Raw genomic sequence first — 12,552 nt, forward strand, 5'->3', positions numbered from 1 at the left:
GCCGCGATCTCATTCGAGATCGCGGCCCTTCGCCGTCTCCGGCCCGAATCGCTCAGGCCGCGGCCAGCACCTCATCCCGCGCCAGCAGATCCGCGTAGAACCCGTTGCGCGCCAACAGCTCCTCGTGCGTCCCCCGCTCGGCCACGCGCCCGCGATCGAGCACCACGATCTGATCGGCGTTGCGAATCGTCGACAGCCGGTGCGCGATGGTGATCGTCGTGCGCCCCGAGGACAGCGCGTCGATCGCCGCCTGCACCTCCCGCTCGGTGCGGGTGTCCAGGGCGCTGGTGGCCTCGTCCAGCACCATGATCGGCGGGTTGCGCAGGATCGCGCGCGCCACCGCGAGGCGCTGTTTCTCACCACCGGAGAACCGGTAGCCGCGTTCGCCGACGACGGTGTCGTAGCCCTCGGGCAGACTCGCGATGTGCTCGTGGATCTGCGCGGCGCGGGCAGCGGCGACCAATTCCGCGTCCGTGGCATCGGGTTTGGCGAAACGCAGGTTGTCCGCGACCGAGGCGTGGAACAGGTAGGTCTCCTGCGATACCACGCCGACCGTGGCGGCCAGATCCGCGAAACTCAGCTCCCGCACGTCGATTCCGTCGATGGCGACGCGGCCGTCGGTGACATCGTAGAGCCGCGCGACCAGGTATCCGAGTGTGGTCTTGCCCGAACCGGTTTCGCCGACGATCGCCAGGCTCGTCCCCGCCGGAACGCTGATATCGATGTCGTTCAACACCTTCCGGTCGGCGGGATCGTAGGCGAAGCCGACGCCCTCGAAACGCACCGCGCCCGTCACGCCCTCGGCGGGCAGCGCCGCGGGGCGCTCGGGTTCGGCGATATCGGGTGTCAGGTCCAGATATTCGAAGATGCGCGCGAACAGCGCCAGCGAACTCTGCACCTCGACGCCGGTCGAGAGCAGCATGACCGCGGGCCGCAACAGCCCGGCCTGCAGGGTGGTGAAGGCGACCAGCGTGCCGATGGACACCAGCGGCGTTCCGGCCGCGGAGGCCAGCCCGGCGGCCCAGTAGACGACCGCGGGCATGGCCGCCATCACGATGGTGATGGTCGACTGCCGCCAGCGCCCGGCCATGCTGGAGCGGATCTCGAGATCCACCAGTCCGCGCGATTCCTTCGAGAAGTCGTGCACCAGCGCCGGGGAGCGACCCATGGTGCGCCCCAGCAGTATTCCGCTGACCGACAGTGATTCCTCGACGATCGCGGACATTCCGGCCAGCTGTTTCTGCTTCTCCCCGGTGATGCGCCGGCGCTCGGAACCCACGCGGCGGCTGATCCAGACGAAGAACGGCAGCATGGCCAGCGACACCAGGGTCAGCCGCCAGTCCAGCACGAACATGGCGATGACCGCGGCCAGCACCGAGGTGAAGTTGGAGATGAGCGAGGTCGCGGTCGAGGTGACCGTGGATTGCATCCCGCCGATGTCGTTGGCGATGCGCGACTGCACCTCGCCGGTGCGGGTGGCGGTGAAGAACGACAGCGGCATCGATTGCAGCCGCGCGTAGACCGCGGTCCGCAGATCGTGCATGACCCGCTGGCCCACGGCGGTCGACAGATAGGTCTGCCACACCCCGAAGACGGCGGTCAGCGCCGAGACGGCGACCATGCCGGCGGCCATCAGGGTCAGCAGCCCCGTCCGCCCGTGCGGCAGGGCATCATCGATGATGCCGCGCACCAGGAACGGCGAGGCCAGGCCCACCGCCGAGGCGAGGGCGACCAGCCCGCCCACCAGGGCGAGCCGGGAACGATAGGGGTGGAACAGCCGGATAATCCGGCGCAGCTCGGATCGGGCAGCCATAGGCGCCTCCTTCCTGAGATCTGAGAACACAGCGTGTAACTGAGTCTGACTCAATATTGTTCCCAGTGACAATGACTTATGCTCAGCATCATGGACGAGGCCCCCGACACCGATCTACCCGAGCTGTTCGTGCGCACCGCCAAACGCATCCGCCGCGCTCAGATGGCGGATCTCGCCCCGCTCGGCCTCACCCCCGGTCAGAGCCGCGCCCTGCGCACCCTGAGCCGCGCCGCCGAACCCCTGCGCATGTCCGACCTGGCCGACCGCCTCGGCATAGTCCCCCGCTCGGCCACCACGGTCGTGGACGCCCTCGAATCGGCCGCCCTCGTCACGCGCGCGGCCGACCCCACCAACCGCCGCGCCACCCTGGTCTCCCTCACCGGCACCGGCCGTTCGACCCTCGCCCGCATCGACGCGGCCCGCCGCAAGGCCGCCGAGAACCTCTTCGCGACCCTGCCCCCCGCCCGCCGCGAAACCCTGCGCGAGATCCTCGCCGAACTCGACGCGAACGCGAGTGAACGCTCCGGGAGCTGACACCGGAGACCCGTACGACAAGGGGCGCACCTCCCGAAAGAAGTGCGCCCCTTGCCTTTACCGATTTACAGGTACTGACCCGTGTTCGACTCGGTGTCGATCGCCCGGCTGGCCGAGGCGTTCTTGCCCGTCACCAGGGTCCGGATGTAGACGATGCGCTCGCCCTTCTTGCCGGAGATGCGCGCCCAGTCGTCGGGGTTGGTGGTGTTGGGGAGGTCTTCGTTCTCGGCGAACTCGTCGACGATGGAGTCGTAGAGGTGCTGAATGCGAAGGCCCGGCGCGCCGGATTCGAGGACCGACTTGATGGCGTACTTCTTGGCCCGGTCCACGATGTTCTGGATCATGGCGCCGGAGTTGAAGTCCTTGAAGTACAGGACCTCCTTGTCACCGTTGGCGTAGGTGACCTCCAGGAAGCGGTTGTCCTCGGACTCGGCGTACATGCGCTCCACGACCTTTTCGATCATGGCCTGCACGCACTTGGACTTGTCGCCGTCGAACTCCGAGACGTCCTCGGAGTGCAGCGGCAGCGAATCCATCAGGTACTTGGAGAAGATGTCCTGTGCCGCTTCGGCATCCGGACGCTCGATCTTGATCTTCACGTCCAGGCGGCCGGGCCGCAGGATGGCCGGGTCGATCATGTCCTCGCGGTTGGAGGCGCCGATGACGATGACGTTCTCCAGGCCCTCGACGCCGTCGATCTCCGAAAGCAGCTGCGGCACAACGGTGGTCTCCACGTCGGAGGACACACCCGAACCACGGGTCCGGAAGATCGAGTCCATCTCGTCGAAGAACACGATCACGGGGGTGCCTTCGCTGGCCTTCTCACGCGCCCGCTGGAAGATGATCCGAATGTGACGCTCGGTCTCACCGACGAACTTGTTGAGCAGCTCGGGACCCTTGATGTTCAGGAAGAACGACTTGGCTTCCTTGGCATCCTCGCCACGCGCTTCGGCGATCTTCTTCGCCAGGGAGTTGGCGACGGCCTTGGCGATCAGCGTCTTACCGCAACCGGGAGGGCCGTAGAGCAGCACGCCCTTGGGCGGCCGCAGCGCGTATTCGCGGAACAGATCCTTGTGCAGGAACGGCAGTTCCACCGCGTCGCGGATCTGCTCGATCTGGCGCGAGAGGCCGCCGATGTCGAGGTAGTCGACGTCCGGCACCTCCTCGAGCACGAGATCCTCGACCTCGGCCTTGGGAATCCGCTCGAACGCGAAGCCCGCCTTGGAGTCGACCAGCAGCGAATCCCCCGGCCGCAGTTTACGAATGGGGCGATCGGGATCGTCGACGTTGTCGACATCCACCATTTCGGACAGCGGGCCCGAAAGCCACACCACCCGTTCCTCATCGGCGTGGCCCACCACGAGGGCGCGCTTGCCGTCGTCGAGAATCTCGCGCAGCGTGCCGATTTCACCGATCTGATCGAACCGCCCGGCCTCGACCACGGTCAGTGCCTCGTTGAGACGCACGGTCTGACCCTGGACCAGAATGGTGGTGTCGATGTTCGGTGAACACGTCAGGCGCATCTTGCGTCCCGAGGTGAAGACGTCGACCGTCTGATCCTCGTACACACCCAGGAGGATGCCGTAGCCGCTCGGCGGCTGGCCGAGCCGATCGACTTCCTCACGTAGCGCGACCAATTGCTGACGCGCTTCTTTGAGCGTGTCCATCAGCTTGGTGTTGCGAATCGTCAGCGAATCGATGCGCGCTTCCAATTCCCGTGCGCGATCCGGTGAATCGGCGAGTTGCCTCCGGAGTGCAGCCGCCTCGGCACGTACCGCCTCGAGTTCCCTCCAGGCTGCCGAATCCGAATGTTCGTTGGGGCTCATGATGCTGCTCCTCCCAGTCCCGGTCTATCAACGCTACCGGGCGATACTCGATCCCGCTTTCCGACATGGTTTCGTCGTGATCACATCTAGGCTGCGGCGGGCGGCCCGGTCAAGCATGTTAGCCTGCCCTAACCTGTTTCCGGCGAGTTACTTCGCCGCCGATCCGAAAGGGTGCCGTAGATGCTCCTTCCCACCGGCCGTATCCCTGGTATGCGCAACGTCTCGCGGACGCTGCGTGTTTCCGTGGCTACCGCTGCGGCTGCCCTCGCCGTTACCGCCACTGTGGCGGGTTGCGGCTCCGAGGACAACAACCATTCCACGCATTCGACCTCGGCGAGTGCCACTTCACAGACACAGGCCGCAGCGCCCGCGCCCACCGCGGCCGAGCTGCAGGGCATCCTGACCGGCTTCGCCGACCCGGCAAAACCGGCCGCGGACAAGGCGAAACTGGTGGTCGGCGGCGAGAAGCGACTGGCCAATATCGAGACCCTGAACCAGGGCCTGGCCGGCTACCAGGTCACTTTCACCGTCGGCGAGGTCAAGACCGAGGGCAACACCGCCACCGCGACCGTCGCGGTCGGCTCGCCGCACGGCGCCATGCCGGGCGTGCCGATCGCCTTCCAGTACGACGGCGGCAGCTGGAAGCTCGCCGACGCCGGCGCCTGCACGCTGCTCGGCATGGCGCGCGCCGCCTGCCAGCCGTAATAGCTGCAACGCATAACTCGAATCGCCCGTAAGACCCGAAAGGCACGCTCCCCCATGCTCGCTCGCACCGCCCGCCTCTGTCTCGCCGCCGCCGGAACGGCCCTGCTCCTCGCCTCGGGCGCGGGCCAGGCCGCCGCCGCGCCGGTGCCGTCGCCGGAGGAACTCCAGTCCACCCTCGACCGCTTCGTCGACCCCGCGGTGCCGACCGCGGACAAGGAGAAGCTCATGGTCGGCGGCGCCGCGAAGTCCGGCAACATCGACAAGATGAGCAGTGCGCTGGGCAACTACGGGCACGTGGGCTTCGGCGTCTCGGGCGTGCAGGTGAACGGCGAGGGCGCGAACGCCGCGGTCGCGATCTCGTCCCCGCACGGCACCATGCCCGGCGTCCCGATGACCTGGCAGTACGCCGACGGCGCCTGGCAGCTCTCCGAGGGCACCGGCTGCATGATCCTGGCCATGGGCAAGGCTGCCTGCTGATTCACCGCCGCGCGCACCGGCGCCGAACGGCGAAGCGCCCCCTGCTCCGGGTCGGCAGGGGGCGCTTTCACGTCTCAGGGCGCTCGTCAGCCCTTGCCCGCGCGCCGCTGAGGCTTGGGTGCCACCGTGCCGTCGGCGAGGCGTCGTGCGCTCACCAGGAAGGCCGTATGGCCCTGCATGCGGTGCTCGGGGCGCACGGCCAGGCCGACCACGTGCCAGCCGCGGACCATGGACTCCCAGGCGCGCGGTTCGGTCCAGCATTCCTGGCGGCGCAGGTGCTCGACGACCTCGGACATCTGAGTGGTGGTGGCCACATAGACCATGAGCACGCCACCGGGGACCAGGGCCTTGGAGACCGCGTCCAGGGTGTCCCACGGCTTGAGCATGTCCAGGATGACCCGATCGACCTGTTCGCCGGAGTACTCCGCGACGTCGCCGAGGGTCAGTTCCCAGTTGTCCGGGCGTTCGCCGAAGAACTTCTCGACGTTGCGCACCGCGTGCTCGGCGTGATCCTCGCGGATCTCCCAGGAGATGACCTTGCCCTCGGGACCGACCGCGCGCAGCAGCGAGCAGGTCAGCGCGCCCGAGCCCGCGCCCGCCTCGAGCACCTTGGCGCCGGGGAAGACGTCGCCCTCGTGCACGATCTGCGCGGCGTCCTTGGGGTAGATGACCGCCGCGCCGCGCGGCATCGACAGCACGTAGTCGGTGAGCAGCGGCCGCAGCGCGAGGTAGGGCGTGTTCTTGGCCGAGGTGACCACGCAGCCTTCGTCGGCGCCGATCAGATCGTCGTGCGCGATCTCACCGGCGTGGGTGTGGAAGAAAGCGCCCTCCGCCAGAATCACCGTGAACTTGCGTCCCTTGGCGTCGGTCAGCTGCACCCGGTCACCGATCTGGAAAGGCCCGGTCCGTCTGGCCGTCATGAATCTCCGTCCTCATTGTTTCGCTGCGATTTTGCTGCCAAATCGGCATCGCACCTTGTCGGTGCCGGCGTTTAGCCTGCCAGGTATGTCGGTACCCGCTATCACTACCCCGGACTCGGCGGGCGAGACGCCACGCAAGCCCGCGCTGTCGCCTTCGCGCGCAATAGATTTCAAGCAGTGCCCGCTGAAGTATCGGTTACGGGCCATCGACCGGATCCCCGAGCCCCCGTCCCGCGCGGCGGTGCGCGGCACGCTGGTGCACTCGGTCCTGGAGGATCTGTTCGCACTGCCCGCGGCCGAGCGCGATCAGGCGCACGCGGACGCGCTCGTCGCACCGGCCTGGCAGCGCATGCTGGAATCGCGCGCCGATACGGCGGGCCTGATTGCCGATGATGAACTGGAGGGCTTCTACGCGGAGGCGCGAGCCTTGGTCGCGGTCTACTTCCGCCTCGAGGACCCCACCGCTTTCACCCCGCAGTCCCTGGAAGCCTTCGTCGAGGCCGATCTGCCGGACGGCACTCCGCTGCGCGGATTCGTGGATCGCATCGACCGCGCGAGCGACGGCGGACTGCACGTCATCGACTATAAAACCGGAAAATCACCCGCGCCGGATCATGAGATGCGCGCGCTGTTCCAGCTCAAGTTCTACGCCCTGGTTCTGTTGCGCACCTTCGGAACCGCACCCACCGCCCTGCGGCTGATGTATCTGGCCGACGAGCAGACCCTCACCTACCAGCCCGAAGCCGAGGAGTTGCTGCGCTTCGAGCGCGTGGTGTCCGCGCTCTGGCTCGCCATCCAATCCGCCACCGCCTCAGGCGATTTCCCGCCCAGCAGGTCCTGGCTGTGCAAGTACTGCGATTTCAAGCCGCTGTGCCCCGAATTCGGCGGCACCCCACCGCCCTACCCGGCCGATCCGCAACCCCTGTCCGGCGGCCGCCAGGATCTGCCGATCCCGACCGTCGCGAACCACGCGATCCCGACCATCGCGAAGAACGCCGACGGAACACCGACGACGTAACCGCGCGCCGATTCCGGGGCGTCACAACCACTTACGGTCGCTGCCCGGCACCGCGGACTCCCCCGCACAGCACTCGCGCCCGCTGCAACATTGCAGCGGGCGCGATTTTCGGACCGTGGGTCAGAAGGCGCGGCAGGACCGGATATCGGTTGCCAGGATGGCCTTCGCACCCAGCTCGGCGAGCTGATCCATCAGCTCGTTGCCGTCCTTGCGCGGCACCAGCGCACGCACCGCGACCCAGTCCGGATCGGTCAGCGGCGAGACCGTCGGCGACTCCAGGCCCGGGGTGATCCGGACCGCGGCGTCGAGCAGATCCTTCGGGCAGTCGTAGTCCAGCATCAGGTACTGCTGGGCGAAGACCACGCCCTGGATGCGCGCGACGAGCTGGTTACGCGCCTTGTTCTGCCGATCGGCGTCCTTGGCCTCGATGAGCACGCCCTCCGAATCGCACAGCGAATCACCGAAAGCGACGAGGTTGTGCTGGCGCAGGGTGCGGCCGGAGCCGACCACGTCGGCGATGGCGTCGGCCACACCGAGCTGGATGGAGATCTCCACCGCGCCGTCCAGTCGGATGACCTCGGCCTGAATGCCGCGCGCGGCCAGGTCCGAGAGCACCAGGTTGGGGTACGAGGTGGCGATGCGCTTGTCGTAGAGGTCCTCGACCTTCCATTCGCGGCCGGCGGGGGCGGCGTAGCGGAAGGTGGAGCGGCCGAAGCCCAGGGCCAGGCGCTCCTGCACGGGTGCGCCGGAGTCGAGCGCGAGATCGCGCCCGGTGATGCCGAGGTCGAGCTCGCCGGAGCCGACGTAGATGGCGATGTCCTTGGGGCGCAAGAAGAAGAACTCGACCTGATTGGCCGGGTCGAGCACGCTCAGATCGCGGGCGTCCTTGCGGCCGCGGTAGCCGGCCTCGGCGAGGATGGCCACGGCCATCTCACTGAGCGATCCCTTATTGGGGACGGCGACGCGAAGCATAGATATTCCTTTCGGGGCGGGTGGGGGGACGCGAAGACAGTGGTCGCGGGGTCGTCGGCCGCACTGGCTGTGCGGTGAATCGGCGCATCACAGATGTCGGTAGACGTCCTCGAGCCGCAAGCCGCGGCCCACCATCAGCACCTGCACCCAGTACAGGAGTTGGGAGATCTCCTCCGAAAGGGATTCGTCACTCTCGTGTTCGGCGGCCAGCCACACTTCACCGGCCTCTTCCAGTACCTTCTTGCCCTGCGCATGCACACCGGCGTCCAAGGCGGCGACGGTTCCGGACCCCTCGGGTCGGTTGACAGCACGATCCTGCAGCTCGGCGAACAGGGCTTCGAAAGTTTTCACGGAGAGCCATTGTTCCAGACCGCCGCATCCTGCCCGCAATTCACCCGGTCCGTTCGGTGCGGTCAGCGGCCCGGGCCCACGCGGCGACCCCCGGTTCGCCGCGTCGGCGGCCGGGGGTCGCGGGTCGAGAGCGCGTCGGCGCGGGCCCGCGTCCGGGGCCGCGCGGCCGGTCAGGCCAGGCCGAAGCGCAGCAGGGCCTGCATGTCGCCCTGCTTGATCTTGCCCTTGCGGTCGAGCACCTCGAGCTGCCAGTCCGGGCCGTTGCGGAAGGCCCGGGCGATGGCGTTGGCGTTGTCGGTGCCCAGCAGCGAGGGCCAGATGTCGGCGACCTGCTGGGTGCTGCCGCCGGTCGCGTCGTAGATCTTGAACGAGATGTTGTTCGCCTTCTCGAAGCTCGAGCCCTTCTTGAAGGCGGCGGCGACGAAGATGATCGAGTCGATGGCGGTCGGAACATTGGCGAACGTCACATGCACGGTCTCGTCGTCACCACTGGCCGCGCCGGTCTGCTCGTCGCCGGTGTGCAGCACCGCGCCGTTGCCGAGCGGATCGAGCGAGTCCAGGCCCGCGAAGCGCACCGGCTCCGCGCCCTGCATGAGAATCGCGATCAGATCCAGATCCACCCCGCGCTTGCGCCTGGCGATGCCGAGCACACCGCCGCTGCTGCCCGCCGAAGGATCCCAGCTCACACCCACACTCAGTTTGGTGATCCCGCCGAGATCAGCCGCACCGTCTTCTTTTCGAAGCGTAATCACGCCCTCAGCGTACCGGCGATCACCGGTTTCGTTGGGGGGCAGCGAAATACCTGGTAGCGGACTTTTCCGCGCGGTTGCCGGACCTCAGCTCGGCCGCGCCCAGATGTTCCAGGCACCCGCGCGGCGTTCGATCTGCGGCACCAGCCGGGTGAAGTAGCGCTTGGCATCACAGTCGTCGCCGCAGTCCCGATGCTTGTCCCGTTCGCGCTTGGCGATCTCCAGATCGAGCACGGGACGCTCGGGATAGTTGTGACTCATGTAGGTCTTCATGCCCGCCACCCCGCCGCTGTGACAGCGGTCACCGATCGCGCGGCCGATCCCGCGGGCGTCACACGGCCCGCGGCGACGAGCATGCAGTGCGCCTGAGACTTGGCTCCGCACACCGATATCGGACACGACCCGTGCTGCTGCATGACGCGGTGCGCGCGGGCGTCGGTCATGGTTTCCCAGGGGACGGGATCGTGGTTGATGAGGGGAAGGTCGTCGAACATTCTCGGTCACCTCCTTCTGGATTCGATGCTTGCTGTGTTGCCGGGCAGGCAGGTGCTGGAGTTGGACGACCCGAATGCACAACGGGCACTGATGACTACCGAATCGCCGTGTCCAATTGCCCACCGGCCGGGGCGATCTCCAGTAGACATGCCTCTCGCCTGCGAAAACAGCACTTCGGATCACCCAAAGCAGATCCGCCCATTTTCCCTGCACGGCACCCGAAGTCAGCGGACAATACAGCTGGGAACTTTTCACGCTCCGCCCCGGAATTAGATATCTGCCACCCACGTACGGCGCACAGCGCCACCCAAAAAATGGGGAGCCAGGCTAATGAGCGGTAAGAATCGAACCACCATCCCCGGTCGCAGACTCGGCAGACAGCTGCGGGAACTTCGTCAGGCCGCAGGCCTTTCGATCGCAGACGCCGCACGCCTGATCGAACGCGGCGCCGGCACACTGCAACGCCTCGAATCAGGTGAGTCGCCCAGAATCCGGCTGCTGGACATAGAAGCTCTGTGCAAGGTCTACGGATGCGAACCCAAGACCGACGCGCTGAAGGCTCTGGCCACCGAGGCCGACCACCGAACACGGCCGGTGGACGAACGGGTCTGGTGGCATCGCTACGAGGATCTCATCCCCGATGACTTCGAGACCTACGTCAGCCTGGAAGCAGCTGCGGCACAAGTGATCATGTACCAGGCCGACATCGTGCCCGGTGTGGTGCAATCCGCCGACTACGCGCGGGAACTGGATCGCGTGTTCTTCTCATCCGACACGCCGATGGAACTCGAGCAGCGCATCCAGGTGCGGATGCAGCGACAGACGGCGCTGAATCGCAGGCTGTCTCCCGTCGAGGTCGATCTACTGCTCGATGAGGCTGTGCTGCACCGCTGGTCGGGCAACAAGCGAATCATGGCCGCTCAGCTGCGAAAACTGGCCGATACTCCCCCGAACGTCCAGGTCCGGATCATCCCGTTCAAGGCGGGTTTTCCGCTGGGCATCCCTTCCGGCCCCTTCGTCATCCTGCACTTTCCCACCGATCCGGCCACGAAACGGCCGGTCGAACCGACAACCGTCTACATCGAAGGCTATGGATCTCGGCTGTACTACGACCGCGCAAGCGATGTCGACAGGTACCTGAACGCCCATATGGCGCTGGGGCAGGTAGCGTTGAATCCTGCTGATAGCAAACACCTTCTGAGGTGGGTAGCGAAGGAGTACGAAGCGTGAACGATCTAGACGGAGCGCGCTGGTTCAAAAGCAGTCGCAGCGGTGGCGGCGAGCATTGTGTCGAAGCGGCTCACCTGCGCGGTGGCACGGTAGGCGTGCGCGACTCGAAGCTCGGTGTCGCCGGCCCGGTGCTCGTCTTCGAGCCCGCTGCCTGGGACCGGTTCGTATCCTCGGTGGGTACGGGCGCTTTCGACCTGTAGCCGAGCACGACTGACCGGGGGCCGCTTCGGGGAGCTGTCCCGGGTCAGCCGCGAAACGCTGGATCCAGCACCGACCGCAGGCCCATGTAGAAGCCGTCGTCGGCGTCAGGATCATCGGCGAAGAGTTCGTCGTCCAGGTGATTCTCGAACGGCGTCCGGCACCAGCTCGCGCCGTCCCACCACCGGGCGAACGACACCAGGTCCGACTCCGGATGCAGCCTCGGGTGCGTCGTAGGACGGTCGATGGCCCGCACCCACTCGGGCGCATCGCCCCACGGGTCGAAGTCGGTCTCGAACAGTTCGCTCGATTCGTCGGCGCCGAACAGCAGCGCCCGGCCGGCCTCGACCCACACCAGCACGAACCAGTTTCCCGCGCCGTCTTCACTGGCGAGCCGGTCTCCCGCCGTCGGGTGCGGTGCGTCCGTCGCCGCGAGCTTCGTCGCCACGCCCGGTTCCCCCGCCCGGATCAGGTACGCGTACCCCTCGGAAACGATCAGGGACCACAGTTCCTCGGGCCGAGGTAGCACCAACTCCATGCGCCGCAACATACTCCGCGTCCCCGACACCCGACCTATACCGCGTCGGCCCTGTGCACCACCGCACCGCGCGCCGCCACGGTCGAACGCCGAATGAGGCCGCGCGACAACCGGATCGCGAGGATCGCGATCCATGTTCCACACAGGCCGAGGCCGATGCGCTCGACGAGCCCCGCCGGGCCACCGTCCACCAGCTTCGCGGTGAGCGCGAACGCGATGTAGGACAGGGCCACCAGCACGCCGTTCGTCATCGAATACCGCTGCCAGCTACGACTTTCGAGCATTGCGTAGCCGCGCGCGAGGACGAAGCACGCCGCGCTCAGCGACGAGAACTGGATCAGGCCGAGCACGCTGTGGATCGCGCCGTGCAGGGTCAGGTCGGTGGGCTCGCCCGCCGGGTAGCCCAGGGACGGGTCGGGCAGGATCGGGCCGATCGCCACGAAGGTGAGGGCGTAGACGGCGAGCAGGATCGGGCCCCGGCCCGAACCGCGTTCGGCGCCCAGCACCCGCTGCACACCGAATGCGAAGGCGAGCAGCAGGATTCCGGTGGCGATGTAGTTGGTGATCTGCATCCAGCCGCCGGGCCCCAGTTCGAGGTTGCTGTCGGGGACCCGCCAGGCGTCGTAGCCGGGGCGAACGGCCCCGAGGATGAGCAGCACGGTGATGTTCAACAGTGGCGCGACGACACCGCAGGCCAGTAGCAGTCTCGTCATCAAGGGTGTCCGC

Annotated in this window: 16 protein-coding genes; 6 read left to right on the forward strand and 10 right to left on the reverse strand. The window is 67.0% G+C overall.

Annotated features, from left to right (window positions below):
• Positions 1 to 52: 52 nt before the first annotated feature.
• Complete coding sequence (locus ACFVBH_RS20005; RefSeq protein ID WP_379003259.1) at positions 53 to 1,813, reverse strand: ABC transporter ATP-binding protein; 1,761 nt, start codon at positions 1,811 to 1,813, stop codon at positions 53 to 55.
• 90 nt (positions 1,814 to 1,903) lie between these two features.
• Here ACFVBH_RS20005 and ACFVBH_RS20010 point away from each other — a divergent pair, with 90 nt between their 5' ends.
• Positions 1,904 to 2,347 (forward strand): MarR family winged helix-turn-helix transcriptional regulator, encoded by a 444-nt coding sequence (locus tag ACFVBH_RS20010; protein ID WP_379003261.1) that lies wholly within the window; start codon positions 1,904 to 1,906, stop codon positions 2,345 to 2,347.
• A gap of 65 nt (positions 2,348 to 2,412) precedes the next feature.
• On the opposite strand, the gene arc is transcribed toward ACFVBH_RS20010, so the two are convergent.
• Entirely contained in the window at positions 2,413 to 4,173 is a 1,761-nt protein-coding gene (arc, locus tag ACFVBH_RS20015) for a proteasome ATPase (RefSeq protein WP_354990953.1), read from the reverse strand.
• A gap of 180 nt (positions 4,174 to 4,353) precedes the next feature.
• Between arc and ACFVBH_RS20020 the strand changes: the two genes are divergently transcribed.
• Positions 4,354 to 4,878 (forward strand): hypothetical protein, encoded by a 525-nt coding sequence (locus ACFVBH_RS20020; protein WP_379003264.1) that lies wholly within the window; start codon positions 4,354 to 4,356, stop codon positions 4,876 to 4,878.
• 54 nt (positions 4,879 to 4,932) lie between these two features.
• Positions 4,933 to 5,355 carry a hypothetical protein gene (locus ACFVBH_RS20025; RefSeq protein WP_379003266.1) on the forward strand — a complete coding sequence of 141 codons (423 nt, stop codon included), beginning with the start codon at positions 4,933 to 4,935 and terminating at the stop codon, positions 5,353 to 5,355.
• An 86-nt stretch (positions 5,356 to 5,441) separates the two neighbouring features.
• On the opposite strand, the gene ACFVBH_RS20030 is transcribed toward ACFVBH_RS20025, so the two are convergent.
• Positions 5,442 to 6,275 (reverse strand): tRNA (adenine-N1)-methyltransferase, encoded by an 834-nt coding sequence (locus tag ACFVBH_RS20030; protein WP_354990950.1) that lies wholly within the window; start codon positions 6,273 to 6,275, stop codon positions 5,442 to 5,444.
• A gap of 85 nt (positions 6,276 to 6,360) precedes the next feature.
• On the opposite strand from ACFVBH_RS20030, the gene ACFVBH_RS20035 reads away from it, so the two are divergent.
• On the forward strand, positions 6,361 to 7,293 hold the full coding sequence (locus ACFVBH_RS20035; RefSeq protein WP_379003268.1) for a RecB family exonuclease: 933 nt from the start codon (positions 6,361 to 6,363) through the stop codon (positions 7,291 to 7,293).
• 120 nt (positions 7,294 to 7,413) lie between these two features.
• On the opposite strand, the gene hisG is transcribed toward ACFVBH_RS20035, so the two are convergent.
• The 5 genes from hisG to ACFVBH_RS20060 form a co-directional block, all read right to left on the reverse strand.
• Positions 7,414 to 8,265: an ATP phosphoribosyltransferase gene (gene hisG / locus ACFVBH_RS20040; RefSeq protein ID WP_354990743.1), complete on the reverse strand. Its 852-nt coding sequence runs from the start codon at positions 8,263 to 8,265 to the stop codon at positions 7,414 to 7,416.
• 87 nt (positions 8,266 to 8,352) lie between these two features.
• The gene (locus tag ACFVBH_RS20045; RefSeq protein ID WP_067710097.1) at positions 8,353 to 8,616 is read right to left on the reverse strand and encodes a phosphoribosyl-ATP diphosphatase; all 264 of its coding nucleotides are present in this window, start codon (positions 8,614 to 8,616) and stop codon (positions 8,353 to 8,355) included.
• Positions 8,617 to 8,786: 170 nt separating this feature from the next.
• Positions 8,787 to 9,368, reverse strand: a complete 582-nt coding sequence (locus ACFVBH_RS20050; RefSeq protein ID WP_354990742.1) for a TerD family protein — start codon at positions 9,366 to 9,368, stop codon at positions 8,787 to 8,789.
• A gap of 84 nt (positions 9,369 to 9,452) precedes the next feature.
• The gene (locus ACFVBH_RS20055) at positions 9,453 to 9,638 is read right to left on the reverse strand and encodes a hypothetical protein (RefSeq protein ID WP_354990741.1); all 186 of its coding nucleotides are present in this window, start codon (positions 9,636 to 9,638) and stop codon (positions 9,453 to 9,455) included.
• Complete coding sequence (locus ACFVBH_RS20060) at positions 9,635 to 9,859, reverse strand: hypothetical protein (RefSeq protein ID WP_379003271.1); 225 nt, start codon at positions 9,857 to 9,859, stop codon at positions 9,635 to 9,637. Before ACFVBH_RS20060 ends, ACFVBH_RS20055 begins: the two co-directional genes overlap by 4 nt.
• Positions 9,860 to 10,190: 331 nt before the next feature.
• On the opposite strand from ACFVBH_RS20060, the gene ACFVBH_RS20065 reads away from it, so the two are divergent.
• Together ACFVBH_RS20065 and ACFVBH_RS20070 are read left to right on the forward strand one after the other, a co-directional pair.
• Entirely contained in the window at positions 10,191 to 11,090 is a 900-nt protein-coding gene (locus tag ACFVBH_RS20065; RefSeq protein ID WP_354990739.1) for a helix-turn-helix transcriptional regulator, read from the forward strand.
• Positions 11,087 to 11,290 (forward strand): DUF397 domain-containing protein, encoded by a 204-nt coding sequence (locus ACFVBH_RS20070; protein ID WP_354990738.1) that lies wholly within the window; start codon positions 11,087 to 11,089, stop codon positions 11,288 to 11,290. The genes ACFVBH_RS20065 and ACFVBH_RS20070 overlap by 4 nt, the downstream gene beginning before the upstream one ends.
• A 44-nt stretch (positions 11,291 to 11,334) precedes the next feature.
• Here the strand turns inward: ACFVBH_RS20070 and ACFVBH_RS20075 are convergent, their stop codons facing one another.
• Together ACFVBH_RS20075 and ACFVBH_RS20080 are read right to left on the reverse strand one after the other, a co-directional pair.
• Complete coding sequence (locus ACFVBH_RS20075; RefSeq protein WP_379003274.1) at positions 11,335 to 11,826, reverse strand: hypothetical protein; 492 nt, start codon at positions 11,824 to 11,826, stop codon at positions 11,335 to 11,337.
• 35 nt (positions 11,827 to 11,861) lie between these two features.
• Positions 11,862 to 12,539, reverse strand: coding sequence for a DUF998 domain-containing protein (locus ACFVBH_RS20080; protein WP_379003276.1), 678 nt, complete (start codon positions 12,537 to 12,539; stop codon positions 11,862 to 11,864).
• Between the last annotated feature and the right edge of the window lie 13 nt (positions 12,540 to 12,552).

It is taken from the genome of Nocardia sp. NPDC057668 (assembly GCF_042799795.1).
GTDB lineage: Bacteria > Actinomycetota > Actinomycetes > Mycobacteriales > Mycobacteriaceae > Nocardia.

What these genes read in the sequence shown, in the direction of transcription:
- ACFVBH_RS20075 (WP_379003274.1), bottom strand. Translation starts at nt 11,826, where the DNA reads ATGGAGTTGGTGCTACCTCGGCCCGAGGAACTGTGGTCCCTGATCGTT.
- ACFVBH_RS20025 (WP_379003266.1), top strand. Translation starts at nt 4,933, where the DNA reads ATGCTCGCTCGCACCGCCCGCCTCTGTCTCGCCGCCGCCGGAACGGCC.
- hisG (WP_354990743.1), bottom strand. Translation starts at nt 8,265, where the DNA reads ATGCTTCGCGTCGCCGTCCCCAATAAGGGATCGCTCAGTGAGATGGCC.
- ACFVBH_RS20010 (WP_379003261.1), top strand. Translation starts at nt 1,904, where the DNA reads ATGGACGAGGCCCCCGACACCGATCTACCCGAGCTGTTCGTGCGCACC.
- ACFVBH_RS20065 (WP_354990739.1), top strand. Translation starts at nt 10,191, where the DNA reads ATGAGCGGTAAGAATCGAACCACCATCCCCGGTCGCAGACTCGGCAGA.
- ACFVBH_RS20005 (WP_379003259.1), bottom strand. Translation starts at nt 1,813, where the DNA reads ATGGCTGCCCGATCCGAGCTGCGCCGGATTATCCGGCTGTTCCACCCC.
- ACFVBH_RS20055 (WP_354990741.1), bottom strand. Translation starts at nt 9,638, where the DNA reads ATGAAGACCTACATGAGTCACAACTATCCCGAGCGTCCCGTGCTCGAT.
- ACFVBH_RS20080 (WP_379003276.1), bottom strand. Translation starts at nt 12,539, where the DNA reads ATGACGAGACTGCTACTGGCCTGCGGTGTCGTCGCGCCACTGTTGAAC.
- ACFVBH_RS20060 (WP_379003271.1), bottom strand. Translation starts at nt 9,859, where the DNA reads ATGTTCGACGACCTTCCCCTCATCAACCACGATCCCGTCCCCTGGGAA.
- ACFVBH_RS20030 (WP_354990950.1), bottom strand. Translation starts at nt 6,275, where the DNA reads ATGACGGCCAGACGGACCGGGCCTTTCCAGATCGGTGACCGGGTGCAG.
- arc (WP_354990953.1), bottom strand. Translation starts at nt 4,173, where the DNA reads ATGAGCCCCAACGAACATTCGGATTCGGCAGCCTGGAGGGAACTCGAG.
- ACFVBH_RS20035 (WP_379003268.1), top strand. Translation starts at nt 6,361, where the DNA reads ATGTCGGTACCCGCTATCACTACCCCGGACTCGGCGGGCGAGACGCCA.
- ACFVBH_RS20020 (WP_379003264.1), top strand. Translation starts at nt 4,354, where the DNA reads ATGCTCCTTCCCACCGGCCGTATCCCTGGTATGCGCAACGTCTCGCGG.